This is a genomic window from Mycobacterium sp. Root265 (genome assembly GCF_001428895.1).
Taxonomy (GTDB): Bacteria; Actinomycetota; Actinomycetes; order Mycobacteriales; family Mycobacteriaceae; genus Mycobacterium.
The window spans coordinates 154,135-181,040 of the sequence record NZ_LMJA01000003.1; the positions used below are offsets into that span (position 1 = coordinate 154,135).

At 66.2% G+C, this 26,906-nt stretch carries 25 protein-coding genes and 1 tRNA gene; 9 read left to right on the forward strand and 17 right to left on the reverse strand.

Features of this window, described 5'->3' with window-relative positions:
* Positions 1–8: 8 nt before the first annotated feature.
* Entirely contained in the window at positions 9–761 is a 753-nt protein-coding gene (locus ASE48_RS06090; protein ID WP_057166149.1) for a SigB/SigF/SigG family RNA polymerase sigma factor, read from the reverse strand.
* Between the two features lie 12 nt (positions 762–773).
* Complete coding sequence (locus ASE48_RS06095) at positions 774–2,879, reverse strand: catalase (RefSeq protein ID WP_057166150.1); 2,106 nt, start codon at positions 2,877–2,879, stop codon at positions 774–776.
* Positions 2,880–3,041: 162 nt separating this feature from the next.
* On the opposite strand from ASE48_RS06095, the gene ASE48_RS06100 reads away from it, so the two are divergent.
* Entirely contained in the window at positions 3,042–3,737 is a 696-nt protein-coding gene (locus ASE48_RS06100) for a hypothetical protein (RefSeq protein WP_057166151.1), read from the forward strand.
* Here ASE48_RS06100 and ASE48_RS06105 read toward each other — a convergent pair.
* A complete protein-coding gene (locus tag ASE48_RS06105; protein ID WP_057166152.1) occupies positions 3,730–4,788 on the reverse strand; it encodes a M42 family metallopeptidase in 1,059 nt (352 codons plus the stop codon). The two genes, ASE48_RS06100 and ASE48_RS06105, sit on opposite strands and share 8 nt — an antisense overlap.
* Positions 4,785–5,270 carry an SRPBCC family protein gene (locus ASE48_RS06110; protein ID WP_057166153.1) on the reverse strand — a complete coding sequence of 162 codons (486 nt, stop codon included), beginning with the start codon at positions 5,268–5,270 and terminating at the stop codon, positions 4,785–4,787. Before ASE48_RS06110 ends, ASE48_RS06105 begins: the two co-directional genes overlap by 4 nt.
* 287 nt (positions 5,271–5,557) lie before the next feature.
* Here ASE48_RS06110 and ASE48_RS06115 point away from each other — a divergent pair, with 287 nt between their 5' ends.
* Positions 5,558–6,397, forward strand: coding sequence for an SDR family oxidoreductase (locus tag ASE48_RS06115; RefSeq protein ID WP_057166154.1), 840 nt, complete (start codon positions 5,558–5,560; stop codon positions 6,395–6,397).
* 9 nt (positions 6,398–6,406) lie between these two features.
* On the opposite strand, the gene ASE48_RS06120 is transcribed toward ASE48_RS06115, so the two are convergent.
* From ASE48_RS06120 to ASE48_RS06135, 4 genes are all read right to left on the reverse strand, one after another.
* A complete protein-coding gene (locus tag ASE48_RS06120) occupies positions 6,407–7,117 on the reverse strand; it encodes an ANTAR domain-containing protein (protein WP_235570831.1) in 711 nt (236 codons plus the stop codon).
* Positions 7,118–7,188: 71 nt separating this feature from the next.
* The gene (locus ASE48_RS06125; RefSeq protein WP_156409075.1) at positions 7,189–7,986 is read right to left on the reverse strand and encodes a GAF domain-containing protein; all 798 of its coding nucleotides are present in this window, start codon (positions 7,984–7,986) and stop codon (positions 7,189–7,191) included.
* Positions 7,987–8,020: 34 nt separating this feature from the next.
* Positions 8,021–8,839: a GAF domain-containing protein gene (locus tag ASE48_RS06130; RefSeq protein ID WP_057166156.1), complete on the reverse strand. Its 819-nt coding sequence runs from the start codon at positions 8,837–8,839 to the stop codon at positions 8,021–8,023.
* Between the two features lie 120 nt (positions 8,840–8,959).
* Positions 8,960–10,720 carry an MOSC and FAD-binding oxidoreductase domain-containing protein gene (locus ASE48_RS06135; RefSeq protein ID WP_057166157.1) on the reverse strand — a complete coding sequence of 587 codons (1,761 nt, stop codon included), beginning with the start codon at positions 10,718–10,720 and terminating at the stop codon, positions 8,960–8,962.
* Between the two features lie 550 nt (positions 10,721–11,270).
* Here ASE48_RS06135 and ASE48_RS06140 point away from each other — a divergent pair.
* From ASE48_RS06140 to ASE48_RS33360, 6 genes are all read left to right on the forward strand, one after another.
* Complete coding sequence (locus ASE48_RS06140) at positions 11,271–11,792, forward strand: hypothetical protein (protein WP_156409076.1); 522 nt, start codon at positions 11,271–11,273, stop codon at positions 11,790–11,792.
* 279 nt (positions 11,793–12,071) lie between these two features.
* The gene (locus ASE48_RS06145; protein ID WP_057166159.1) at positions 12,072–12,683 is read left to right on the forward strand and encodes a helix-turn-helix domain-containing protein; all 612 of its coding nucleotides are present in this window, start codon (positions 12,072–12,074) and stop codon (positions 12,681–12,683) included.
* Positions 12,684–12,771: 88 nt separating this feature from the next.
* Complete coding sequence (locus tag ASE48_RS06150; RefSeq protein WP_057166160.1) at positions 12,772–13,437, forward strand: FMN-binding negative transcriptional regulator; 666 nt, start codon at positions 12,772–12,774, stop codon at positions 13,435–13,437.
* Positions 13,438–14,222: 785 nt separating this feature from the next.
* Positions 14,223–17,075, forward strand: a complete 2,853-nt coding sequence (locus ASE48_RS06155; RefSeq protein WP_235570833.1) for a hypothetical protein — start codon at positions 14,223–14,225, stop codon at positions 17,073–17,075.
* A 182-nt stretch (positions 17,076–17,257) separates the two neighbouring features.
* Entirely contained in the window at positions 17,258–17,782 is a 525-nt protein-coding gene (locus tag ASE48_RS32085) for a hypothetical protein (RefSeq protein ID WP_082614025.1), read from the forward strand.
* 27 nt (positions 17,783–17,809) lie between these two features.
* Complete coding sequence (locus ASE48_RS33360; protein WP_235570836.1) at positions 17,810–18,025, forward strand: hypothetical protein; 216 nt, start codon at positions 17,810–17,812, stop codon at positions 18,023–18,025.
* On the opposite strand, the gene ASE48_RS06165 is transcribed toward ASE48_RS33360, so the two are convergent.
* Positions 18,004–18,080: transfer RNA gene (locus ASE48_RS06165), tRNA-Pro, on the reverse strand. The genes ASE48_RS33360 and ASE48_RS06165 overlap by 22 nt on opposite strands.
* Positions 18,081–18,182: 102 nt before the next feature.
* On the opposite strand from ASE48_RS06165, the gene ASE48_RS06170 reads away from it, so the two are divergent.
* Positions 18,183–19,673, forward strand: coding sequence for a cryptochrome/photolyase family protein (locus ASE48_RS06170; RefSeq protein ID WP_156409077.1), 1,491 nt, complete (start codon positions 18,183–18,185; stop codon positions 19,671–19,673).
* On the opposite strand, the gene ASE48_RS06175 is transcribed toward ASE48_RS06170, so the two are convergent.
* The 8 genes from ASE48_RS06175 to ASE48_RS06210 all read right to left on the reverse strand — a co-directional run bounded on the left by ASE48_RS06175 (position 19,670) and on the right by ASE48_RS06210 (position 26,847).
* Positions 19,670–20,602, reverse strand: a complete 933-nt coding sequence (locus ASE48_RS06175) for a sulfite exporter TauE/SafE family protein (RefSeq protein ID WP_057166162.1) — start codon at positions 20,600–20,602, stop codon at positions 19,670–19,672. The two genes, ASE48_RS06170 and ASE48_RS06175, sit on opposite strands and share 4 nt — an antisense overlap.
* 204 nt (positions 20,603–20,806) lie before the next feature.
* Positions 20,807–21,574: a sulfite exporter TauE/SafE family protein gene (locus ASE48_RS06180; protein ID WP_057166163.1), complete on the reverse strand. Its 768-nt coding sequence runs from the start codon at positions 21,572–21,574 to the stop codon at positions 20,807–20,809.
* A gap of 43 nt (positions 21,575–21,617) precedes the next feature.
* A complete protein-coding gene (gene der, locus ASE48_RS06185) occupies positions 21,618–23,018 on the reverse strand; it encodes a ribosome biogenesis GTPase Der (RefSeq protein ID WP_057166164.1) in 1,401 nt (466 codons plus the stop codon).
* On the reverse strand, positions 23,015–23,701 hold the full coding sequence (cmk, locus tag ASE48_RS06190; protein ID WP_057166165.1) for a (d)CMP kinase: 687 nt from the start codon (positions 23,699–23,701) through the stop codon (positions 23,015–23,017). The genes der and cmk overlap by 4 nt, the downstream gene beginning before the upstream one ends.
* Positions 23,698–24,441: a pseudouridine synthase gene (locus tag ASE48_RS06195; protein ID WP_057166166.1), complete on the reverse strand. Its 744-nt coding sequence runs from the start codon at positions 24,439–24,441 to the stop codon at positions 23,698–23,700. The genes cmk and ASE48_RS06195 overlap by 4 nt, the downstream gene beginning before the upstream one ends.
* Before the next feature lie 2 nt (positions 24,442–24,443).
* Positions 24,444–25,178 carry an SMC-Scp complex subunit ScpB gene (gene scpB, locus ASE48_RS06200; RefSeq protein WP_057166167.1) on the reverse strand — a complete coding sequence of 245 codons (735 nt, stop codon included), beginning with the start codon at positions 25,176–25,178 and terminating at the stop codon, positions 24,444–24,446.
* Positions 25,175–25,990, reverse strand: coding sequence for a segregation/condensation protein A (locus ASE48_RS06205; protein WP_057166168.1), 816 nt, complete (start codon positions 25,988–25,990; stop codon positions 25,175–25,177). Before ASE48_RS06205 ends, scpB begins: the two co-directional genes overlap by 4 nt.
* On the reverse strand, positions 25,987–26,847 hold the full coding sequence (locus ASE48_RS06210; protein WP_200962084.1) for a ParA family protein: 861 nt from the start codon (positions 26,845–26,847) through the stop codon (positions 25,987–25,989). Before ASE48_RS06210 ends, ASE48_RS06205 begins: the two co-directional genes overlap by 4 nt.
* Positions 26,848–26,906 lie beyond the last annotated feature (59 nt).

A 26,906-nucleotide genomic window follows, 5' to 3' on the forward strand; every position in this document is an offset into this window, starting at 1 on the left:
CGGGCCGACTAGCTCATATCGGCCCGCAGCTGAGCGAGTGTCTTGGCGAGCATCCGCGACACATGCATCTGGGATACACCGATGCGCTCGGCGATCTGGGACTGCGTCATCGACTCGAAGAAGCGCAATGCAAGCACGGTTCGCTCGCGTTCGGGAAGACGGGCAAGCAACGGACGCAGAGCTTCCCGGTTGTCGATGTGGTCGAGTTCGGGATCCGCGCTTCCGAGACGTTCGGCGATGGACAGTGTCTCGTCGTCGCTGCCGCTCCCGCTGTCGATCGAAAACGTCCGGTAGGAACATCCCGCCACCAGACCTTCGACGACCTCCTCGCGGTTCATCCCGAGTTCTTCGGCCAATTCCGACGCCGTCGGTGCCCGGCCCAGTCGCTGGGTCAATTGTGCTGTCGCAGTGGCAATCCGCAGATGCAGCTCCTTGAGCCGCCGCGGCACCTTGACCGCCCATCCGTTGTCCCGGAAATGACGACGGACCTCCCCCATGATGGTCGGCACCGCAAAGTAGGTGAAGTCCGAGCCCGCCTCTTCATCGAAGCGAATCACCGCGTTCATCAATCCCACCCGGGCCACCTGGAGCAGGTCCTCGTAGGATTCACCCCGTCCGCTGAAGCGCCGGGCGATGTGCTCGGCCAGCGGCAGACATCTCCGCACGATGCGTTCACGCTGCCGCGCATACTGTTCCGAGGTCTCCGGCAGCGGGCGGAGCTCACGGAACATGTCGGTGACATCCGCGTATTCGGTACTCACCGTGACAGGCGCCTAAACCGCCGGGGGTACAGCCGAGGCCACCACTTTCGGTGCCCGGTCCCATGCACGATGCAGGCCCAGCGCCTCGGCCAGCGCGACGAAAAACGCCTTGTCGGCGGTCTTCGCCACTTCCACGCCGGCACCCTTCGCCGGAATCCGTGCGGTCTTCAGCACCGCCGCGCCGTCGCCCCAGGCCCCGAGCGCCTTGCAGTGCCGGAACGCTTCCTGCAGCAGCACCACCAGTTTGATGTCGGCGCCGACCGTCGTCCCGTCCGCCACCACCACCGCGTCGAACTCGATGGAGCGGGCCGTGGCGAAGGTCCGGTCGACGGTCACCTTGCGCCGGCGGGCCTTGAGCTCGCCGCCCACCGGGGCCACCACCAGAGCCGTGGCCCCCAACCCGGACATCGCCTTGACCAGCGCCGCAACGCCGGCAAGATCGGATCCGGCGTCGGCGATGATGCCGATCTTGCGGCCATCGATGGGCCCTGGATCGGTCACGATCTGCGACAGGGCCGGCGAGACCGGGACGTCCTGGGCGGGGTCGCCGTCCGGGGCGGGCAGACCGAGCCCGGCCGCCACCTGCCGGCACAGGTCGGCGTCGACGTTGGCCAGCACCTGGAGTTGCCGCTCCTTGATGGACTGCTCGTAGACCTTGCCCAGCTCGAAGGTGAAGGCCTCGACCACATGCGCCTGCTCGACCGGGCTGAGGCTGCGGTAGAACATGGCCGGCTGCGAGAAGTGATCGTCGAACGAGACCGGCTGGGCCCGAACCGCGGTGCCTTCGATGACGCGCGGTGTGTGGACGTAGCCTCCGTCCTCGGCGCCGGCGGGTTTGGGCTCGTCGCCGTCGATGCTGTTCGGGTGGTACGGAGCCAGGCCGGTGTGGACGGCGGTCTGATGCATGCCGTCGCGCAGCATGTCGTTGACCGGGCAATGCGGACGGTTGATCGGCAACTGGGTGAAGTTCGGCCCGCCCAGCCGGGTCAACTGGGTGTCCAGGTAGGAGAACAGCCGGGCCTGCATCAGCGGATCGTTGGTGACCTCGATGCCCGGGACCAGGTTGCCGGTGTGGAAGGCGACCTGCTCGGTTTCGGCAAAGTAGTTGGTGGGGTTGCGGTTCAGCGTCAACTTGCCGATCACCTGCACCGGCACCAGTTCCTCGGGGACCAGTTTGGTCGGGTCGAGCAGATCGATGCACCCGTAGCTGTCGGTCCCGTCATCCGGCATGACCTGGATGCCGAGTTCGTACTCGAGGAACGCACCTGCCTCGATACCGTCGGCCATGTCGCGGCGGTGGAAATCCGGGTCGCAGCCCGCCGCGATCTGGGCTTCCTCCCAGACCAGCGAGTGCACGCCTGCGGCCGGTTTCCAGTGGAACTTGGCCAAGCTGGTCTTGCCCTCGGCGTTGACCAGCCGGAAGGTGTGCACGCCGAAACCTTCCATGGTCCGGTAGGACCGGGGAATGCCGCGGTCGCTCATGTTCCAGAAGACGTGGTGGGTCGCCTCGGTGTGCAGCGAGACGAAGTCCCAGAACGTGTCGTGCGCCGACTGCGCCTGCGGGATCTCGCGGTCCGGGTGCGGTTTGCCGGCATGGATGATGTCCGGGAATTTGATGCCGTCCTGGATGAAGAACACCGGCATGTTGTTGCCCACCAGGTCGAATACACCGTCATCGGTGTAGAACTTTACGGCGAACCCGCGGGTGTCGCGGACGGTGTCCGCCGATCCGCGGGAGCCGAGGACCGTCGAAAACCTGGTGAACACTTCGGTTTTGGTCCCACGTTTGCCCAGGAAGCCGGCCCTGGTGACCGAGGAGGCGGTGCCGTAGGACTCGAATACTCCGTGGGCGGCCGCGCCGCGGGCGTGCACGACGCGCTCGGGGATGCGTTCATGGTCGAAGTGGGTGATCTTCTCCCGCAGGTGAAAATCTTCGAGCAGCGTCGGTCCGCGTGATCCGGCTTTGAGCGAGTGATCGGTGTCCGGCAGCCGCACACCCTGCGCCGTGGTCAGATACTCACCCGACTGGGCGCGGTAATCGGGATCTGGTTGCGCGGCGCTGCCGGTCGGACCGACTGCTTTGGCGGCGGCTTGATCAGATTTGCGTGCTGGGGCCATGGCAAACTCCTGCCGGCAAGTAGTGATGCCGCGCAGGCTGGCTGTACGCGGGGGCGGATGCCGGGTACCCGTTGCAGCGGCATCTGAATCCTCGATATCCGGGCCGACGTTTGGTGCAGCGAGTCCGAGGGCAGTCCGGATCCAACGAACGAAGGGGGTCCCATGAAGGCTTCTGATCTAGTCGCATTGCCGTTGCAGCTCGGCTCGGCGGTGCGCCGGCGCCGCATCTTTCACCCGCTGGGCGTGCTGGCGTCGGGGCACATCGATCGGGTCGCGCCACCCGATCGGGGCCTCCCGATCGAGTCGGGTGAGATCATCGGCCGGGTATCCAAAGCCGTCGGCATCCCGGGCGGTCTGCCCGATCTGATCGGTCTTGCCTGGCGCATGCCGACACACGCCCTCAACGCATCCCCGTGGGACGTATTGATGGTGTCCACCGGCGGTCCCGGGATGCTCGCCCGGTTCGGACTGCTGCCGACGACATCGTGGACGGGTACGACTCTGTCCACCTTGATGCCGTTGCGTTATCGGGATGACTGGTGGTGGCTGAAGGCGCACCTGCGCACCGACGTGGCAGGCGGGCTGTCGCTGGACACGCTGCGAGACGAGATCGAGGCCGGCGAACTCGTTTTCGACGTCCTGCAGGCGCACGGCACCGGCGTCTTCCAGCCCCTCGCGACGTTGACGTTGACGGCTCCGATTCCGACCGACGAGGACCACGACGTGTCCTTCGATCCGACCCGCAACACCATCCCGGGTATTGCGCTCGGCCCCCGGTGGCTCACCGCGCTGCGCGAACGCGCCTACCTGCGCAGTAGGCACGGCCGGGACGCGCCGGATGAAGCGGCGCTCAGCTGACCGACCGGCCGAGGAAGCCGGTGAGCACGTCGGCCATGCCGTCGATGGCATCGCGTTTGATGACCTCGTAGCCGTGGGTGCTCAGCGTCGGAATGCACAGTAGACCGGCGCGGGCAGCCAAGCCGTTCTGCTTCGAATGTGAGGCGTCGGACTCGAAGGCGCCCAGCACCGCAGCCTGAGGTGCAAGGTCACGCTCGGCGGCGACGGCCATCAGCGCGTCGGCCACGGCCTTGTCGTAGACACATTCGGCGTCGCTGTACGCGACGATCGGCCCACCCGAGCATGTCGTGGCGTACTCGGCTTCGGCCGGCCCCACCTCCAGGGCGATCGTGAGATCGCCTGGCAGAGTGCGACTTGCATACGATCCGCCGATACCGCCGATTTCCTCGTTGGTGGTGAACACCGCGTACAGGTCACCGGCCGGCGTAATGCCTTGCTGTGTGAGCAGGCGCATCGCCCGCAGCAGGGCCGCCGCCGGCGCGCGGTCGTCCATGAAATAGCTCCCGAGATAGTCGCCGAATTCGATCAGCGTGCGCTTGCTCTGATGCACGCACACCCGGGTGCCGAGATGCACGCCGGCAGCCTTCAGTTCTTCGGCCCGAAGACCGGTGAAGACGTAGACGTGTTGCCAGTCCATCGCCTGGTCGCCCTGGTCGGGTTTGGTCTCCCAGATGCGCCGGCTCTCTTGCGTCGTGTGTTCCGAACCCAAAGTCAATACCCCGCACAGGGTTTCGTGATCGCCCAGTATCGCCACCGGACCCAGTCCGAAGTTGCCCGGATACATCGTCCCCAACTGGGTGACGTGCAGGGAACCATCGCGCTCAACACGTTTCACGATCATCGACAGTTCGTCCAGGTGCGCCATCACCCGTATCGCCGGGGCATCCCCGCCACGCAGGACTCCGACCAGGTTGCCCGCGGGATCCACCCACACCTCGTCGGCCAGCGGCTCGAGTTCGCGTCGACACACCTCGCGGACGTCGTCCTCGGCGCCGCAGGGTCCGTACGCGTTGAGTAGCTCCTGGAGCAGCCCGAGATCGGGGTCCGTCATTCCTCGACGTCACCAGGTGTGCGTCGTTCCGCCAGCGCCGCCAGCCGCCACGTGCATTCCCGGTTTCGGGGAAAGGCGGCGGCAAGGGAAAGCCGATCGGGCACCCACCCCATCGGCGCGCCGACCGGCACCTCGGCCATCTCGATGCGGCATCCGCCGCCGTCGATGTCGAACAGCCGCACAGTGACCCGTGCCTTGCCGAATGGGCGGCCCTTCGCGAGCAGCACCAGTTTCTCGGACGGCCGGCATTCCTCGACAATCGTCACATCATCGATCAGCAGCGGCCACACACCGATCGAATGCCTGATTGTGCTGCCGACCTGTGGCCAGTTCGGGTCGACGGCGCGCATCCGGCTGTTGCCGACCACCCACTGCGAATACGTCCAGCCATCCGCGATCACTTCCCATACCCGGTCACGACTGGCCGTGCTGTCCCGCTTGACGGTCAGTGAGCTGTTCACCTCGTCCGGCTGCTCAGCCACGCGCCTCTCCTCATCCGATCAGCGGGCGTCCCCGGCGTGCGACTCCCGAGCCACAGGGGCCGCTGAGACGGCTTCCCGCTGCACACCGTCGCCAAACCTGCAGAGTCGGCTGACGTTCGTTCGATGGCTGCTCAACGATGCATAACGGCATCTGCATGGGGTATTCAGCGGAGCACAAGCAACCCACGGGGGTCCAGTTGTTCGTCCCGGCCACCCCCACATCGAAACGACCGACCTAAACGGCAACGACACGCACGGCCGCCTCACCGGCCGGAGAGGACACCACCATGGGATTTCCCGAGCAGCAGCAAATTCCGCCCGGCATCCAATCAGAGATGACGCCCGTACCGGATTGCGGTGAGAACAGCTACCGCGGCTCCGGCAAGCTGACCGGAAAGCGCACGCTGATCACCGGCGGCGACAGCGGTATCGGGCGCGCGGCGGCCATCGCCTTCGCTCGTGAGGGTGCCGATGTCGCCATTGCCTATCTTAACGAGCACGACGACGCCAAGCAGGTGCAACAGCTGATCGAGGCCGAGGGCCGGCGTGCCCTTTCCCTGCCCGGGGACCTTTCCGAGGCCTCGCATTGTCGCTCCGTGATCGACACCGTCGTCAGGGAATGGGACGGACTCGACGTGCTGGTGATCAACGCGGCCTACCAGATGACACATGACAATTTGCAGGAAATCAGCGACGAGGAGTGGGACTACACCTTCAAGCTCAACGTCGGTGCTTTCTTCTACCTGGCCAAAGCCGCCGTCCCGCACATGCCGGCCGGCTCCTCGATCATTGCGAGTTCCTCGGTCAACTCTGATTCGCCCAACCCGACCCTGGCGCCGTATGCAGCCACCAAATCGGCGATCGCGAACTTCAGCGCCAGCCTCGCGCAGCTGCTCGGCCCCGACGGCATCCGGGTCAACAGTGTTGCGCCGGGGCCGATCTGGACACCGCTGATCCCGTCAACCATGCCTCCGGAGAAGGTCGCCACGTTCGGCGAGAACGTTCCGCTCGGCCGGGCCGGTCAGCCCGTGGAACTGGCGCCGGTGTACGTCATGCTGGCCTCCGATGACGGCAGCTACGTTTCCGGTGCGCGCATCGCGGTGACCGGCGGTCGCCCCATCTTGTGAGTCCGGCGATCAGGGGTTGTCGACGATGCGCTCGGCGATGAGGCGCACAGGTGTGTTGGTGTCCTGCGAGAGTTTCGTCATCAAACTGAACGCCCGTACCGCGTCGATCTTGAAGCGCTCCATCAGGATGCCCTTGGCCTGGCCGAGCACGTCACGGCTGTGCAGTGCGGATTCGAACTGCAGCTGGCGGTTGGCTGCAATGAGGGCGGCCGCGGCGTGGGTGGCCAGCATCGCGCCGACAGCCTGATCGGCCAGGCTGAACGGACCGACGTTGCGGCTGAACAGATTCAGCGCGCCCCGGCCCGTGATTGCGCCGCGCGTCCTGTCCGGATAGGTGTAGAGGTGAAACGACATCATGCTGCGGATGCCGTGTGCCATTGCCGCCGAACTGAATTCGGGCCAGCGCGGTTCGCAGCTGAAATCGGCGCTGTGGACCAGCGGCTCGCTGGTAACCGCCTCCAGGCAGGGGCCCTGCCCCAGCGTGACCTGGACCGTGTCGAGTTCGACCGTGAGAGGTGAGGTCGGCGCCAACGAACGGTGGGTATCCCCGTCGATGAGCAGAATATCCGCGAAGTCGACTTCGGCGATCAACCGCACGGCCTGCTCCGAGACGGTGTTCAGAATGGGTTCCAGCTCGGTGCGGCCGGCGAAGTTGGTAGCCAGCTCCTGCATCGCGAACTCGATGTCATCGAGTGAACGAGAGTCCTCAGATGCGCTCACTGCAGCCTCCCGTATTTCATTTTCCTGCCCACCCCGAGTAGGCCAACAATAGCCGTCGAACGATTCTTCGTTCAGACTCCGCGCGGTGTGATGGCCGTCGGCGGTAAGAGCTGCGGTGGTGTGGTCAACAGTGCGTGTGCGGCGAGGTCTGCGGACGGGTCACGGTCGTAGGCGGCGACAATGGCTGCGGCGTGCGAGCTCACCGTGACGCCGTGGGCGCGGGCCACCCGGTTGAGCGTCAGCCGCGCCTGTTCGATGGTGCTGCCGAAGGTTTCGGCGACGATGCCGGTCGCCGAGGCGATCGTGGCGCTGCCCTGCAGCACCGATGCAATCAGGTCTTCGGAGGTACTGCGGCGAACGTCGGTGCGTGGAGCGATGGACAAGGCGAGGGCCGTCAGATTGGCCAGTGTCTGGCCCAGGTCGTTGGGCCGGGCAGTACCCCAGGGTTCGTCGGTGTGCACCACCAACGACCCCATGCGCGCACCCATCGCGGTCACCGGGAAGGCCCGCATCCCGCGCATGCCGGCGCGTAAAGCCTCGCGCCGGTAATCCGGCCACCGCGTCTCGTGGGATTCAACCAGGTCGTCGATCATCGTGACCGCACCGTCGCGAGCACTCTCGTAGGCGGGACCGGTGGCCACGAACCCGAAGTCGGTCTCAACGGGTTCACGCAGCGCCTCGGCGACCACCCTGACTTCCGCGTCGCCGTCGACGTCACCGTCATCCAGCAGCCCCACCACCGCCGACACCGCGGTGTAGCCCCGGCAGACGTCGTGGGCGATGGTGCTCAGTACCGTGGGTAGATCGAACTCTGTGTTCAAAGTCGCGGTCAGTTCGGCGATCGCCAGCCGATTGCGCGCTGCAGTCATCTCTTTCGGCCCTTCCTGCTCCGTGGCGGTCACGTCATTGCCCCGACACATGACCCGCGTGGCCGTCGAGGTCGCGGAACGACAACTTCCGGCTCACCACATCGGCGGCGACTGCGACCACCGATCTTCTCTCGGCGTACGCGTGTGCCCGCAACCGTGTCATCCCGTCGTGCGTGGATACCTTCAGCTGTACCGCCACCATGCCCGCCGCGATGTGCACCTGAGCGCGAGTGAACCGGTCGTCGACATGGGGTGATGCGCCGTCGTGCAACCCCACGGCCTCGATCGCCGCCTGGGCGTTGCCGCTGCGCCGCACCTGGCTCTGCCAGTTGGTTTCCAGCCGGTGACTGATGGCGGTGGTGCACGTCCGGGCGGACTCCAGCTCGCCCTGGGCCAGGGCACCGGGAGTCCGGCGGTACAGCTCGAGGATTCCCATCGGGCGTGACGCACCGGACACGGGAAATGCGAACACCGCGGCTACTCCGAGCGGCGCCACTTCGGCGGTGAACAACGGCCAGCGCTCCGCGAACTGAGGGTCTTCCACCGCGGGCCACAATTCGTCGCGATTCTGCGCGTAGGCATCCAGGCAAGGGCCCTCACCCACCGTGAACTGCAGTTCATCGATCTGCTGCGCCAGCGCATCGGTCGCGTGTACCAACTCACGCACGGTGCCCGACAAGACTGCCACCGCGGCACCGTCCACACCGGTCAGTCGCGCCGCGGTATCGCAGATGGCGCCCAGGCCGACAAACAACGACTCTCCGTCCAGGCGAAACAGATTCGACTCGCCACGGCCGGTTATCGCCCCCGCGCCGTCGGGATGCCCGGGATAATTCGACGAGTCGCCTTCCACCCGTTCACCTCTTCATTCCGGGTTCTGTGGTCACATCCACTATTGCCCCTTTTGCGGAGAATAACCATCTCGGCTCCGACGGTCGGGGCGACCCGTCATGACACCCTCAGCGGCGACCCGTCACAGGTCCACCACGACGGCCCCGGAGGGCTGTGCGCAACAGATCAAGATGTTCCCCTCGGCGGGCGGTTCCAGCGGCTCCGGGTCGTAGCGCACGGTTCCCGACAGCAGCGCCGTCTCGCAGTTGTGGCACACCCCGGTGCGGCAGGACCAGCGGGTCGGGACGTCGCACGTTTCGGCGAATTCGAGCAGGCTGGTGCTGGGCGGCCCCCAGGGTGCCGAGAGCCCGCTGCGCGCGAACTGCACCTCCGGTCCGGGTCCGGGCGACCCCGCAGGCGGGTGCGGGGCGATCGACGTCGCGGCGATTCCAGGGGTGAGGGCGGCGGCCGCACCGAACAGTTCGGAGTGCACCCGGGCGGAATCCAGTCCATAGGACTCCAGGGCATTGGTGAGGTCGTTCATGAATGCCGCAGGCCCGCACAGATAGGCGTCCGCGTCGCGCGGCAGGGCCAGTCCCGCAATGGTTTCGCTGGTCAGCCGGCCCTGGTCGGTGAAATCGGCCCCCAGCCTGTCGGCTGACGTAGGTCGGCTGTAGAAGATGCGGAAATGGCTGCCGGGCAACTGTTTCAGCAGATCGCGGCTCTCCTGAGCGAATGGGTGCTCCTCTCCGCTGCGGGCCCCGTGCAGCCACCACAGCGGACGGCCCGAATGTGTCGCCGCAAGCCAGTGCAGCATCGAGAGCACCGGGGTGGCCCCCACCCCGGCGGAAATCAGAATCAGCGGTGCAGTTGCCTCGGTGAGGAAGAAGGTGCCGCGAGGCGCGGCGACGTCCAGGAGATCACCGCGCTGGACGTGGCTGTGGATGTTTCCGCTGGCCAAGCCGTGTGGCTCTCGTTTGACGCTGATTCGGTAGTCGGCGGCCCCCGGCTGGTTGGACAGTGAGTAGTTGCGGATCAGCGGCGCACCGATGGGTTGGGGGTAGAGCCGCAGCGTGATCGATTGTCCGGGAAGCCATTTCGGTAGCGGTACGCCGTCCGGGTCGGCCAACGACACTGAGCGCACGTTCTGACTTTCGTCGTGCACAGCTTCGACCCGCAGTGGGCGGAATCCGGTCCACGCCGGTGGCGGGCTCGTCGCGCCGGTCAGCCCGACGTTCCCGGCGGGGCCCGTCGGCTTCTGGCTCTGTTCCGCCAGGCTCTGCAGGGACGCCTGCCAGCCGGGGCTGAGTGCCGGGATGCGAAGTGCGCGTTGCAATGTGTCGCGGGGGTGCCCGGGCAGGTAGAGCAGCGCGTCGATCTCGGCGACCGACACCTGCTCGGGTCCAGAGCTGAGCTTGACGATTTCCTGACCGGCTTCGATTTCGCCTTCGGTGATCACCCGGCAGTAGAACCCGGGCCGGCCGTGCGAGACCAACAGGGCCGCCATTCGGGGTTCGCCGATGCGCATGCCGGCCCGGTAGCAGGTAACCCGTGGCTGGGTCACCTCGAAGACCGCCTCCCCGATGCGGTATCGGTCACCGATGCACACCTCGTCGTCGGGCAGCCCCTCGACGGTGAGGTTCTCCCCCAGCAGCCCGGGCGCCAGGTCGTCGCGGCCGAACACCTGCGCCCAGTGCCGGTAGGAATCGAGTTGATAGACCAGGACGGCCCGGTTCTCCCCGCCGTGGCCACCGAGGTCACCTTGACCGTCGCCGTCGATGTTGAGCCGCCGCGCCATCCGCGGCCCGGTCACCGGTTGTTTCCACGCGCCGGTGTAGACGGTGCGCTGATTCCACTCGACGTCCCTGGGCAGGCCGACGTTCACCGAGGTCAGTGTGGCCACAAGGGTGTCCCTTCCTCGCCGTGCAGCACGACGGTCTTTGGCGGGGTGGCTATCGGATTCTTACACGGTGCACTGACTGCGAGACCTCACAATGGCGTCTTGCCGCCGATCGTGTTGGCGCCACGCCAAAGTCGAACTGCCCAAAAACGTTGTTTTGTACATACTTCGGGCCTCCGGACTGACGTGTCGGCAACAGTTCCCCTCGCGTGAATGCAAACCCGTGACTGTTGCCAGGTGCGGGCAGGTCGCCGATACCGAAAAGCAAGTAGTGCACTACGCGGACCAGCGGACTGCCGAAGCGTAACGATAACGACGGGTAACCGTTGCAGCACGAAGCGGTGACGGTTGCGGCACAGGCGAAAGGCATCTCTGTCGGTCACTGGGCCACTCGGGGAACGCCGCCCAACGGCACACAGGGAGGAATGAAAGGGACAGAGCCATGAGTGCTCACATCATGCCGATCACAGGCTCGCAGCATTCGCCGGCCGACGCGTCGCGGCGACGGGGTTGGTTCGGCACCACGGACAACAGCGACGAAGACCGTGGCTGGTTGCACGACGCGAAGGTACTCGGAGGCGTCGTCGCCGCGGTTACTCCGCTGATTCTGTTGGTCGCACAAGTGACCGACTTGGGCGTCGACGACGTGCACGACCAGACTGCATCGGCCAAGGGGTCGATCGCCATGGTGGCTCCCAGTCTCGACGCGAGCAAGATCACCGTCGCCGGGACCGCAGACCCGGGTGTGAACACCGTCATGGTGCGAGTCGGTTCACTCGGCCCAGAGGGTCAGGGGTGGGCGAGAAAAACCGAGGTCTTCGCCCAGGAGTGGAAGATGGTCATTCCGACTGCGCCGAAACTGGTCGGAGAATACGAGATCGAGGCGTGGTACTACACGCCATCTGGCGTCAAACTGGCCGCGAGTCAGCGTGAACTGGCCTCATCCTTCATGGAGCCGCCACCTCCGCCGAACCTGCCAGGCGACCTCGCCGACTGTGTTGCCCAATACGGCGATGTCTGCTTCCAGGGGCAGCCCGGCTGGAGTGACCCGTCGGTCTATCGATCAGGTCAGTGAGGGGCGCGCTCTCTCACAGGAACGCGCCACAGAACCGAAAAACCCGCTCCGACACTGGTCGGAGCGGGTTTTCCTTGGTCGGGCCGACTCATTCCGATCATCGAATTGCCACACCGCCAGACGCGAGAGTTCGAGGGCCGATCCGATGAATCAGCCCACGGCCGCACCAGCGCTACCTCACTCCGCCTAACGCCGGGGCCGCTGGACTCCGATTCGGACTCAGAGCAGCACGACCACGCACAGCTCGCGTTGCACCATTAGTGCGATATAGTGCACTACATGGATGAGGTGGCGGCGAAACTCGCCGCGGCGATCGGCGCGCGCGTCAAGCAGGAGCGACGCGCACGGGACTGGACACTCGATCGGTTGGCGGAAGTGGCCGGCGTGAGCCGTCGCATGGTGGTCAGCGTCGAGCAGGGCACCGTCAATCCCAGTGTGGGAACGCTGCTTCGACTCAGCGATGCGTTGGGGATCGGTCTGCCCGCGCTGGTCGAACCTCCTGGGCGCCGCACCGTCACCGTCACCCGCAGCGGCCAGGGCGCAGAACTGTGGACCGGCGCCGAGGGCGGATGCGGAGTCCTGGTCGCCGGCACCACCGCTCCCGATGTCGTCGAACTGTGGGACTGGAGCCTGGGTCCGGGCGACATCCATGCAACCGAGGCCCATGCCGCCGGCACCACAGAACTCCTGCACGTTCTGCACGGCGAGATCACCGTCGAGGTCGCCGGTGAGTCGATCGCACTTCAGACCGGCGACGCGTTGACGTTTCCCGGCGACCTCCCGCACACCTATGCCAATACCCATGGCGTAGCGGCACGGTTCTCTCTGGCGGTGTTCGAGCCCGGCGTCGGTACCTCTACCCCACCGCGGCCCGAAGGGACCCATGACTGACCTCGACGAGGTTCTGGGCACCACACATGGACGACGCGATGGCACACAGCGGCCAGCCGAATGTTGACTGCAACGCAAGGAGATTGAGATGCTCATCCACCCCTGGGACGCTGCGCGGGACGCCGCCGAATGGCAGCGGTGGCTGGCGACCACGGACCGGTTCGGGACCCTGGCGGTTAACAACATCGATCCCGGTCAGGCCCCACTGCTCATCCACACTCACTTCACCCTCACCGACAGCGAGTTGGTCTTCCACCTGGCGCGCCCCAACCCGATCTGGCCACACTTGGAAGCGGCCGGCGAGGTGCGCCTGGCGGTGATCGGCGACTACGCCTACATCCCGTCCTATTGGCGGGCCAAAGCCGGCGGCGCTGACGAAGACGGTGTTCCGACGAGTTACTACTCTGCCGTCCAATTCGTCGGCCGGCCTTCAGTTGTCGATGATCCGGAGGGCAAGGTGCAGATCCTCAGGACCCAGTTCGGCGATCTGCAGCCCGAAGGCGGCCACGCGGCCGTCGCTGTCGGAGAGGATCCCTACGGCCGGTTACTGCCCGGCATCCGTGGGGTCCGCATGTCCATCGTGAGGGTCGAGGCCAAGTTCAAGTACGACGACCACAATCCGGTCGAGCACCGGGAGCGCGTCATCGGCCGGCTCCGCGAGCGTGACACAGGACTAGACACCGGCGCGGCGGCTCACCAACGCCTCCGCCTCGACACCATCGGCGATTGGAAAGCCCGCCGGAAGCCGACATAAGAGTGAGGTCGCCGACTGCGCTTCGCGCGTGGACGCTCGCGCTGGATGATGGAACCGCAAAACTGATCGATCGATCACAATGGCAATGCGTGGAATGCCTGCGAAGCTCGTGCCGAACTGTTCTTCCGACCGCTGACAACAGCGGCACTGTAGGTCTGATGACAGCGGCGTCCGGCCAAACTCGGTCAACACGGGCGACGGCCAGATCATGCCCGACGGGCGTACGTCGCGGTGGGCAGGCATAAACAGCGGGCCTGAAACATCTGCCGGCTCTCGCCGACACCTCGATAGAGAGTCCCTCCTGGGTGGCATTCGGCGAGGGCTTCCCAGTTGATGACCGATCAGCGATATTCGGGGTTGAGTCATTCTGGCGCAGCGTGATTGGCGACAGGCTGCAAGCCCACTGCTGGCTGCCCCGACGATCGCCAAGGCGGGTCCGCGCTTTGTCCGTGCAGGATGTCGTGATCACCTGACCGACCAGATCAGTCGGCCTCTCGAGTCATTCACGCACCCGACCGTGGCGGGACGAAGTGAACACGCCCCTCGATGCACATTTCAGCAACGTATGGGCTAGCGCCGACACCGCCGGCGCAAGCTATCGCCGATCCAGGTGCGGGGTACGCACCGTTGACAGCCGTGGTGATCCATGTCACTCTTCCTGATCAGTCGACCAAATTCTGACACACCATTCGGGCGTCCGGCCGCACCATCAGAACTCAAGACGTGCACCGAAGACGATCAACTGAACACGGATTAACCCCTCAAACCCATATGGAGCTGAACCCATGGCGAGCGCCGATCACCCCACCAACCCCCTGTTCTCTGCGCCTTCGTCGAACACCCCGGTGTGGGCCGTCGCGCCCTCTCGAACAGCTGCCCAACGCGCGGTGAAGTTCGGCGGATACGGCGGTATGGCCGTGGCGGCGTGGCTTGTCGCCGCGGTGGCCACCGGCTACGGCGTGGCCGCGGCCGACACGACCGGTGGTGCGTCGGAATCGTCCTCGACGTCGAGTTCGGCGGACTCAGGGTCGACTACGAGCTCGGCCGCTTCATCGGACAAGGATTCGTCGGCGAACGACGACGCCGCCAGCGGGTCGGGCGCAACATCCGCGACCGGGCAGGCCGACACGATCGGTGCCGGTGACAGGGATGAGGCCGATGACACCGAATCGGATTTGCCGGTGGACTCGACATCGCCCGGCGATGAAGCTGGCGACGGCACCGATGACGCTGGGACTGAGACTGATTCGAGTGAGCCCGCCGGCGATGAGGAGTCATCGGAGGTGCCGGTGTATAGCCCGCCGGTGCTGACGGTGCCGGACGCCGGGCAGCCGACGAAGGCTCCTGGCAGGAACGGCTCGCACTCGGATTCCGATGACACCCTTACAGCACCCGCCGGACCGCCCGAGACCGAGTCGGCTCCGCAGGCGACCGAGGCCGGAATCGATGATGCCGTCGTCAGCACTACACCATCTGCTGTGAAGGCGGTCGCAACCATCGCTGAGACCAGCGTCAACGCCGCCAAGACGAGCCGAAGCGGCGCATCCATCGCGATGACTGCCGATCCGGCCGCGCCCGTGACCGAAGCAGCCACCATGCACGGTGTCCTCGCCGCCGTACTCGCTCCCTTTGTGGCGCCGTCGCCCGCCGCACCGTCGACCCCGTCGCCGGCTCTGTGGACGCTGCTGGCCTGGGTCCGACGCAGCTTCTTCAACCAGGCGCCGACCATCGCCTACAACCCCACCACCACGGTGCAGACCGGGCAGACCCTGAGCGGCAACCTCGGTGCCACCGATGCGGAAGGCGACGCCCTGACCTACAAGGTCACCAAGGGACCGCAGTACGGCACCCTGACGATCGACCAGGCGACGGGCAACTTCACCTACACCCCCGACGACATCAATTACGATGCGGCGCAGATTGATTCGTTCACGGTGTCGGTCACCGACGGCAAGTTCAACCTGCTCAGCCTGTTCCGTCCGCACGGCGACCGGGACACCATCGGGGTCAATGTTCTGAACCCCACCGTCGAGCGAGCAATTCTGAACATGCCCGATGGCGTGACCAAGCCGGTCAATCCGCGCTACTCGGAGGACGGGAAATCCGTCTACTTCTCCGGCACACCGGCCGCCGGCGGCCGTGGCGAGATCTATCAGATCAACATCGACGGAACGGACGCGAAATGCCTCACCTGCGGCCTCGTCGCCCCAACGGTTGCCGGGTCGGACCCGGCGGTGCCGATCAACATCCTCAAACCCGTTCCGTTCTATGACGGAACCGGTCGAGTCGTGGTGCTGCTCAACAATCCCGATCCCCGCTACGCGATCTTTGAGCCGGCCGGCTACAACGGCATCGGCTCCCCGGCGCGGATCGTGAACGTCATCACCCCCGATGGCGGCGGGGCCACCCTGCCCGGCCTGCCGCCCGGCGGCATCTTGAACCGGGAACGGGAGATGCGGCCGTCACCTGATGGCACGCACGTACTGTTCACCCGCATCGTCTTCGGCCAAACCGGCAACTTCCAGGCCCTTCCGATCGTGGGCGCGTTGACGGCGAATGGTGACCACTACGAGGTCACCAATGCGCGGGTGGTGTGGCCCACCGGCGAGTCCAAACAATGGACCCCCGACGGCAAGGGCGTGATCATTCAGGGCGGAGCGATTGATGCCGGCAACATCGACGACATCATGGTCGACCTGTCGGGCCAAACCGGGGACATTCTCTACCCGGGCAGCCCCTTCCGCGGTACTCGGGTGACCGGCAACCTCGATTACGACGAGGACATCGACATGTCGCCCAACAAGCAGTGGATCACCGTCGGCAGCCTGCGCGGATTCGACGCGCTTACTGCGATGACCCGCTTCGTGCGGCAGAACTTCTTGCCGGTCTACCTGGCTGCGATCTATGACCAGTACGCGGACGGGCAGGTGCGCAACGTCTCGAACCAGAACTGGGCGGTCGCCATCGAAGATGACCTCAAGGGCGCGAACGGAATTCCGCTCTTCGTTCAGGATGATCCCAACACTCCCGACGTCGACGAAGGTGACGGCTGGATCTCCCGAAGCATGCCCAGCTGGAATGCCGATGGCACCGCGGTCACGTTCTGGGAGTCCGGTAACGGCGACGAGCACGGAATTGCGCCGACAGAATCACGACTGGTCATCGCGAATTTGAAGTACACGACCAGCGTGGGATCGGTCGGGGACACAACGACGGTATTCAACACTTCGGCGTTCCCGGACCTAACCACCTACGTCGCCAAGACGACACCGCTGCCGCCGACCGGCAGCTACAACGGCGTCGGCGGGGGCACCGCGGCGGTCAGCGAGGTCATCGACCCCACGACGCACCAAACCACCCGCACGGTGCAGTACACCAACTACAAAAATGAGGACGGATTGATCCTCAACGGCACCGAATCGGCGATCTACGGGCCGTCCCAGCTCAGCGTGACGTATCTCGCCGACGTCGATGTCACCGACGCCACCGGAGCCAGCCGAGGCACGCTGGATGCCAACGCCGTGGTCACCCTGCTGCCCACCCAAGCGGTGACGGGCTACATCACCTCGACCCTCGACGGTGACACCCAGACCATCCCGGATCCGGCCAAGGTGGAGGACGCGAAGACCGGCGCCTGATCTGTAGGCAGCCTTCTCCAAGAGTGGTGCAGCGGCGGTCGCGGTGTTCGTGGCCGCCGCTGCACGGGGTGCTTCGAGGAGGACGGCTTCCACAGAACCGGCGGAGCAACGGTTTACCCGAAATATGGCAGCGAAGAACGTCCGGATCGGGATGCGGTGACGACCAGAGAACAGGAGCAGCGATGACCGTGGCCAAAAGTACCGTCCACCCTGTTTCACATTCCGTCAGATATCAGCTTGACGTCGTCGCCAGCAGTGTCGCCCACGCGGCTCAATCTGCAGGCGGCTGGTTGTTCGACCGAGCGATGGCTGGATGGGACGTGGCTGTTCTCGTAGAAGAGTTGAACGAAAGCCCGATGCCGCTGGAGATCTTGGGTGTAGAGGTCGTCGACTTCGAGGCCATGACGCGAAGAATGAACGGAAGCCGCCCGTCTACTGTCGCCATCGCGGTCGCCGCCGATCTCTGCGGCGGAGCCGGCCGAATCCAGTACGACGCGCTGCTCACACCGGAAAGCGGACACACCGAGGTGACGCTGTGGGGCACTCATCCTCGTGAAGCCGACTGCAGTTGCTTCGTGGAATATCAACCCAGTGTTGCCGCACGTGCTTTCAAGGCCCAAGCTTTGGCCGCGGCAGGACTGCCCGCCGACCCGATCTCCGCCGTCGAGGTGTACCGCAACCGACCAGGCCGCTGCGCCGTGCCCTGAACTGATGCGCGGCACCTCAGCACCAGCGTGAGCCTGATGCTCGCCGGCGGTGGTCCGGTACACGTCGTCGCGGCGCGGCATGGCCACGATCCCGCGGTGTCGTTGTCGATCTATACGTGCGCCCAGCGCGATGATCTACGCGCCGCCGATCCCGCGCTCTTCGGCTCGCAGGTCCCGCACGGAAAAAACCCGCTCCGACACTGGTCGGAGCGGGTTTTTCTTGGTCGGGCTGACAGGATTTGAACCTGCGACCACTTGACCCCCAGTCAAGTACGCTACCAAGCTGCGCCACAGCCCGAGTTGCCTTCCGGGATCGCCGGTAGGCGGTCGAAACTCTACCTCAGCCCCCCACCCAAATCCCAACCGCGTCATCCGTCCCGGATCGGGGTATCTACGACGGGTGACGCAGACCCGCGATGACACTCCCCTGTGGCTGTTCGCCGACCAGCTCGGCCCCGCCACCTACGGCGGCGAGCACGCCCACCGCGAGGTGCTGTTGGTGGAGGCGACCGCGGCGTTGGCCAAGCGCCGCTATCACCGTCAGAAACTCCATCTGGTGCTGTCGGCCCTCAGACATGCCGACAAAGACCTCGGCGAGCGCTCCACCCTCATCCACGCCGCTACCTACACCGACGCGCTGCGCCAGTTCAACCGGCCCGTGCTGGTGTACGAACCCACCTCGCACGCGGCCGAGAAATTCGTCCATCGGCTCCACAAGGACGGTCTGGTCAAGGACATCCTCCCCACCCCGACATTCGCGCTCCCCCGCAAGGACTTCCAGGAGTGGGCCGGTCAACGCACCCGGTTCCGGATGGAGGACTTCTACCGCGATCAGCGCCGCCGGTTCGATGTCCTGATGGAGGGCAAGGATCCCGTCGGCAACCGGTGGAACTACGACGAGGACAACCGCGAGCCCCCGCCGAAAAAGCAGAAGACCCTGGAGGTGCCCGCCCCCTACAAGCCGCGCGAGGACGATATCGACGAGCAGGTCCGCCGCGACCTGGACCGGATGAACCTCGACACCGTCGGCGTCGACGGGCCGCGCCTGTTCGCCGTCACGCCCGCCGAGGCCAAGCGCGCGCTGACCCGCTTCATCGAGCACCGGCTGCCCGCCTTCGGCCGCTACGAGGACGCCATCATGGGCGAGGACTGGGCGATGTCGCACTCGCTGCTGTCGGTGCCCCTGAACCTCGGCGTGCTGCACCCACTCGACGCGGTCGAGGCCGCCGAGCGGGCCTACCGCGACGACCAGGCGCCGCTGGCCGCCGTGGAGGGCTTCATCCGCCAGATCCTCGGCTGGCGCGAATACATGTGGCACCTGTACTGGCACTTCGGACCGGACTACACCGAGAACAACGAACTCAACGCCCGCACCAGACTGCCGGACTGGTGGGCCGGCCTCGACGCCGACGCCGTCACGGCCCGGTGTCTGCACGACGCCCTCAAAGGCCTCCGGGACCGCGGCTGGAACCACCACATCCAGCGCCTCATGGTGCTCGGTAGCCACGCCCTGCAGCGCGGCTACCGACCCGATGAGCTCACCGACTGGTTCGCCACCGCCTACGTCGACGGCTTCCGCTGGGTCATGCCCACCAACGTGGTGGGCATGAGTCAGCACGCGGACGGCGGGTTACTTGCGACCAAGCCCTACACCTCCGGCGGCGCCTACATCAACAAGATGAGCGACCATTGCGGTGACTGCGAGTTCGATCCCAAGAAACGGGTCGGCGACGATGCGTGCCCGTTCACCGCCGGCTACTGGGCCTTCACCCACCGGCACCGGAACCTGTTGGCCCGCAACAACCGGACCCGACGCATGGTCTCGACGATGGACCGGCTCACCGACCTCGAAGCAGTTCTGGAGCAGGAGTCGGCCCGCGAGCATTTCTAACGCGTGGTGTCCTCGACCTGCGGCGCGTCGGTCTCGACCTCGGCCTCCAGGTCCGCGGGCACGAACTCCGGCGCCTTGGACGACCGCCAGGCGTAGAAGACCAGACCCGCCCAGGCCACGACGATCGTCGCGTAGATGACCGTCGACCACGCGCCCGTGATGCCGAAGTACTTGACCAACTTCTGACTGTTGGTCAGCACGATCACGCCACCGACGGCGGTACCCAGCAGGGCCGGGCTGACCTTGGTCACCAGCCACGCCGCGAACGGCGCCGCGATCACGCCGCCGATGGCCAGGCCCGCCACGATGGGCAGGTTGTCGAGAAACTCTTCGCGCAGCCCGATGGCGAAGCCGATCGACGCGGAGATCGCCACCAGGAACTCCGAGGCGCTGACCGAACCGATGATGGTGCGCGGCGCGGTCTTGCCCTGCGACAGCAGCGTGCTGGTGGTCACCGGTCCCCAGCCACCGCCACCGGAAGCGTCGATGAAACCACCGAAGACGCCCAGCGGGGCAAGGAACTTCGCGGTGTGCGGGGTGTGGGTCTTGTTCAGTCCGGGCGGGCGGCCGAGCGAGAACCGGACCAGCACGTAAACACCGATACCCAGCAGAATCGCGGCCATCAGCGGCGCGGCGTCCTCGGTGGACAGCGAGGACAGCACCGTCGCGCCCAGGAAGGCGCCGATGGCGCCGGGCACACCGAGCTTGGCCACGATCGACCAGTCGATGTTCTTGAACTTCCAGTGCGACAGGCCGGAGGCGAAGGTGGTGCCGACCTCGGCGAGATGCACTGCGGCGCTGGCCTGCGCCGAGGCCACCCCGGTCAGCACGAGCAACGTCGAGGCCGTGACGCCGAAGGCCATCCCGAGCGCACCGTCGACGAGCTGGGCGCCGATACCGACAAGAGCAAAGATGATGAGCGAACGCATGGGTTCGGCTTTCGTTCAGGGGCCGGGAATCGGCTGGGTGAAGGGTGGACGCGGAATCAAACCCGCGGACAACACCATTCGCTGAACGCCATGGACCGTCGCGACGGCCAGAACGGCTCCAGGGCAGACAGAGCCGACGGCGCGGTGCTGCACGCACGCTCAGCCATCGAAGTCCCCTGTCACTTGCCTGAAGTCCAGGTCACCCTACACCGTGAGCAGGCGGTACAACCCGATGAGTCCGACGACCACGATCACCAGACGCAGCGCACCCGGCGAGAGCCGGCGCCCGTAGTGGGCGCCGAGGAATCCGCCGATCAACGATCCCACCGCGATCAGACCGGCCGCGACCCAGCTGATCCGATCGAACGCGACGGCCGTGTACGCGATCGCGGCGACAATGTTGACCAGCAGAGACAGCAGATTCTTGGCGGCGTTCATGCGCTGCATGTCTTCGGGCAGCAGCGCCCCCATCACCGCGATCAGCAGGATCCCCTGAGCCGCGGTGAAGTAGCCCCCGTAGATCCCCACCGCGAACGTCCCGGTGACCAGTGCCGCCATTCGACCCACGCTGACGTGATCTGCGGACTGGCCCAGAAAATCCGCGCGGCGGCGCGCCCACGCCTGAATCCGGGGGCCGACCACCACCAGCACCAGGGCCAGCACCAGCAGGACCGGCACAACCTGTTGGAACACCTTTTCCGGCAGGTGCAGCAGCAGCCAGGCACCCACGCCGGCACCGAGCAGCGAGGCCGGGATCTGCCAGCGCAGCCGGCTCCACTGCCCGCGCAGTTCGCGGCGGTAGCCCCAGGTGCCCGACACTCCCCCGGCCACCAATCCGACGGCGTTCGACATCGTGGCGGTGACCGGAGGAAAGCCGAGAGCGACCAGGGTCGGGAAGGTGATCAGGGTGCCCGAGCCGACGATGGCGTTGATCGCTCCTGCACCCACGCCGGCCAATGCGATCAGAATCATGTGAGCGGTCGACACTATGGCCACCCTACTCACGCGACGTGCGCTACTTGCGGACGGAGCGCTTCTCCCGGACCCGCACATTGATCCGGATCGGGCTGCCCTCGAATCCGAAGGTCTCACGCAGCTTGCGCTCCAGGAACCGGCGATAGCCGGCCTCCAGGAAGCCGCTGGTGAACAACACGAACGTCGGTGGGCGCGAGGCCGCCTGGGTCGCGAACAGGATGCGCGGCTGCTTACCGCCGCGCACCGGCGGCGGGGTCGCCGCGACGATCTCCTTGAAGAACGTGTTCAGCCGCCCGGTCGGGATGCGGGCATCCCAGGACTGCAACGCGGTTTCCAATGCGGGCACCAGTTTCTGCACGGCGCGACCGGTTTTGGCCGAGATGTTGACCCGCGGCGCCCACTGCAACTGCGCCAGCTCCCGGTCGATCTCCTTGTCCAACAGGTAGCGCCGGTCCTCGTCGACCAGATCCCACTTGTTGAACGCCAGCACCAGCGCACGCCCGGCCTCGATCACCATGGTCAGCACCCGCTGGTCCTGCTCGGTGAGCGGTACAGAGCCGTCGATCAGCACGACCACCACCTCGGCGGCGTCGATGGCGCTGTGGGTGCGCACCGAGGCGTAGAACTCGTGCCCACTGGCCGTACCGACCTTGCGCCGCAACCCGGCGGTGTCGATGAAACGCCAAGGCTTTCCGCCCAACTCGATCAGCGAGTCCACCGGATCCACGGTGGTGCCCGCGACATCGTGCACCACCGAACGTTCGTCACCGGTCAGCCGGTTCAGCAACGAACTCTTGCCCACGTTGGGTTTACCCACCAACGCGACGCGACGCGGCCCGCCGGGACCGCCGGCCACCTCGGAGGCTTCGGGCAACTTCTCCAGCACGCTGTCCAGCAGGTCGGCGACGCCGCGGCCGTGCATCGCGCTGATCGGGTACGGCTGTCCGAGGCCCAGCGACCACAGTGCGGCGGCGTCGGACTCACCGCGCTCGTTGTCAACCTTGTTGGCCGCCAGGAACACCGGTTTCCCGGCGCGCTGCAGGCGCTTGGCCGCGGCCTCGTCGGCCGACGTCGCGCCGGTGATGGCGTCGACGACCATGACGATGGCGTCGGCGGTCTGCATGGCGATCGACGCCTGCTCGGCCACCTTCTGCTGCAGACCCTTGGCGTCGGGTTCCCAGCCGCCGGTGTCCTGGACCACGAAGCGGCGGCCCAGATAGCTGGCGTCATAGGACACCCGGTCGCGGGTCACGCCAGGGATGTCCTGGACGACGGCCTCGCGGCGGCCCAGGATCCGGTTGACCAGCGTGGACTTGCCGACGTTGGGGCGTCCCACCACGGCGAGCACCGGCGGCGGAGCGTAGTCCTCCTCGCCACCGTCGTCCTCGAAAGACCCTTCTTCCCAGTCGCTTTCGTCGTACCAGGTGCCGTCTTCGCTCATCGGTTCGCTCCGGCCCGCTGTTGTACCAGCTCCTGCAGGTGAGCAATCACCTGTGCTTCGTCCATGTCGCTGGTGTCGACGATCACCGCGTCATCGGCGGCCCGCAGCGGTGACACCGCGCGGGTGGAATCGAGATGGTCGCGGCGCTTCACATCGGCGAGCACCGCCTGGTAGGAATCCTCGATACCGCCGGCGATGTTCTGTGCGTGGCGCCGCTGCGCACGTACCTCGGCCGACGCCGTCAGGTAGATCTTCACGTCGGCATCCGGCAGCACCACGGTGCCGATATCGCGACCCTCGACCACCACGCCGCCATCGCCGGCCGCCAGCTCGCGCTGCAGCTGCACCAGCCGTGTCCGCACCGCGGGCACCGCGGAGACCGCCGATACCGCACCGGTGACCGCGTCACCGCGGATCTCGGCCGAAACATCTTCTCCGGCAAGGAAAGCCCGATCCTCATCGGGGTCGTACCCGACGGCCAGGTCCACACGGCCCGCGATATCGGCCACCCGCTGCGCATCGGTGGTGTCCACTCCGGCACGCAGCACCGCCAGCGTCACGATCCGGTACATGGCCCCGGTGTTCAGGTAGCGCAACCCGAGGGTGCGCGCCAATCCGCGTGACACCGAGGACTTTCCGGTTCCTGCGGGCCCGTCCAGGGCGATCGTCAGCACGTCACTCACATTCCCACCGCCTGGTACAGCTCACCGATTTCCTTGCGGGTCAGCACCCGGATATTGCCGGGCCGGGTGTCGCCCAGTTCGACTGCACCGATGCTGGTGCGCACCAGACTCTCGACCGGGAAGCCCACCGAGGCCAGCAGCCGTCGCACCAGGCGCTTGCGGCCCTCGTGCAGCGTGACCTTCACCATCGACTTGCCCGGCAGCGTGTCGACGACCGCGAAATCGTCGAGCGCAATCGGTCCGTCGTCCAGTTCCACTCCGGCACGCAGTTTCTTGCCGAGCCCGCGCGGCACCGAACCGACGACGGTGGCCAGATAGGTCTTGGGGACCTCGTAGGACGGGTGCATCAGGCGGTGCGCGAGTTCGCCGTCGTTGGTCAGGATCAGCAGTCCCTCGGTCTCGGCGTCAAGGCGCCCGACGTGGAACAGGTTCTTGTTCCCGCGCACCCGGTGCTCCACCAGATCGCCCACGCAGGGCCGGCCCCGGTCATCCGACATCGTCGAGTGCATACCGCGCTCTTTGTTGATCGCCAGGTAGACCAGGGTGTCGTCGAGCTGCACCCTGGTGCCGTCCACCCGGATCTCCGAGTTCTCGGTGTCCACCCGGGTGCCCAGCTCGGTGACGATGCGACCGTCCACCTCGACCCGGCCGTCCAGAATCATCCGCTCTGCCACACGACGCGAGGCAATTCCCGCCTGCGACAACACTTTCTGTAACCGAACACCATCCGGTTCGACCATGATCAGTCCTTGTCCACATCGAAACCCGACGGCTTGCCGGGTACAGCGGCCGAACCGTCGAGCTTCGCGAAGCGCGGTTCGGCACTGAGGTTTTCACTCAGGTCATCGATGACGTCGACATCGGGCAACAGGGGCGCGATATCGGGTAGATCAGCCAGCGATGACAATCCGAGCCGTTCCAGGAACAGCTCGGTGGTGGCGAAAGTGACGGCGCCACTATCGGAATCGTTTCCCGCTTCGGTGATCAAACCGCGGGCCACCAGGGTGCGCACCACAGCGTCGACGTTGACGCCGCGCACCGCGCTGACCCGGGCGCGGGTCACGGGCTGACGGTAGGCCACCACGGCCAGTGTCTCCAGAGCGGCGCGGGTCAGCTTGGACCGCGAACCGTCAAGTAACAGCCGCTCCACATACGGGGCGTAGCGGGCGCGGGTGTACATCCGCCAGCCGCCGCCGGCGTCACGCAGATCGATCCCGCTGTCCCGCTCGGTCAACTCGGCGGCCAGTTCGGCGAGGGTGGCCGCCACCCGGTCTTCCGGGTTGTCGGTGGCCGAGGCCAGCGCCTCGACCGTCACCGGGGTGTCGACCACCAACAGCAGCGCCTCGATGACCGAGCGGAACTCGGCGTCATCGAGCGCTTCGACCGTGGGTTCCAGGGTCTCATCGGCGATCAACTCGGCGTCCGAATCCGGAGCCGGGTCGACGCCCGGTTCGGTATCGGTCACATCGTTGGTCATGAGTCTTCTTCCACTGCGGCTGCGAGGTGTTCGTTGGTTGGCCGATCTCCGGTCCACGAAACCTGGAGCACACCAAGCGGTTCTACTTGCTCGAATGCTACCGCCCTGGCCCGGTACAGCTCCAATAGCGCCAGGAAGCGGCCGACGATCTCCATCGCGCCGTCGCAGTCCTCGACCAGCTCGGAAAACGACGCCCACTGCCCCACGCCCCGGGCTTCCAGCAGCCCCATCAGACGTTTGGCCTGCTCGGGCACCGAGACGGACTGGATGTGCAGATGGTCCAGGCGCACCGTCGGGACCGGTCGCGGGGTGAACGCCGTCGCCGCGATCTGAGCGAAGCGATCGGCGTCCACACCCAGCATGACCTCGGGTAACAGCTCTTCGAACTGCGTTTCCAGCGAGACCGCACGCGGGTAGCTGCGCAGCGCGGCGGCCTCCAGTTCGGCGAACATCTCGGCGACGTGCTTGAAGGCGCGGTACTGCAGCAGCCGCGCGAACAACAGGTCGCGCACCTCCAGCAGGGCGAGATCTTCCTCGTCGTGCACCTCGCCGGCCGGCAGCAGCCGGGCGGCTTTGAGGTCCAGCAGTGTGGCAGCAATCACCAGGAACGCCGTCGTCTCGTCGAGCTCGAGCTGGCGGCCGATCTCCTTGGTGTAGGCGATGAACTCGTCGGTCACCTGGTGCAGCGCGACCTCGGTGACATCGAGGCGGTGCCCGAAGATCAGCTGCAGCAGCAGATCGAAGGGTCCCTCGAAGTTGCTCAGCCGGACCTGGAAACCCTGGGCGGCCTCGGGAGCAGCCGCCTCGGTCACGACCCGAACCGGGCGATGACCTCGCGGGCAAGAGCCCGATACGCAAGGGCGCCAGTGGATTTGGGGGCCCAGCTGGTGATCGGCTCACCGGCCACGCTGGTTTCCGGGAAGCGCACGGTGCGGGTGATGACGGTGTCGAACACCAGATCGCCGAACCGCTCGACCACCCGGGCCATCACTTCACGGGCGTTGACGGTGCGGTGGTCGAACCGGGTGACCAGGATGCCGCTGATCTCCAGCTTCGGGTTGAGCCGGTCCTTGACCTTTTCGACCGTGTCGGTGAGCAGGGCCAGCCCGCGCAGCGAGAAGTACTCGCACTCGGTCGGGATGATCACGCCGTCCGAGCAGGCCAGCCCGTTGACGGTGAGCAGGCCCAGCGACGGCTGGCAGTCGATGAGCACGTAGTCGTAGCGATCCAGCACCGGATAGAGGGCCCGGGCCAGTGACTGCTCGCGGCCCACCTCGTTGACCAGCTGGATCTCCGCGGCCGACAGGTCGATATTGCTGGGCACCAGGTCCAGTCCGGGGACCCGGGTGTTGATGATCACCTGTTCGATCGACACCCGCGGCTCGATCAGCAGGTTGTGCACGGTGTGGTCGAGTTCGTAGTGCGGCACCCCGAGTCCGGCGGACAGTGCGCCCTGCGGGTCCAGGTCGACCAGCAGCACCCGCCGGCCGTATTCGGCCAGGCTGGCGCCCAGATTGATGGTCGAGGTGGTCTTCCCGACGCCACCCTTCTGGTTGCACATCGCGATGACCTTGGCGGGGCCGTGCACGCTGCGTGGGCGGGGTTCGGGGATGTCGCGGGGCGGGCGGCCGGTGAGGCCGATCTCCGGGGCCGCGTCGTCTTCGCTCACGCTGCAGCCACGCAGGTCGGGTGGCCCTCATCCATGGCGAACATCGCAGCAGAGTCTAA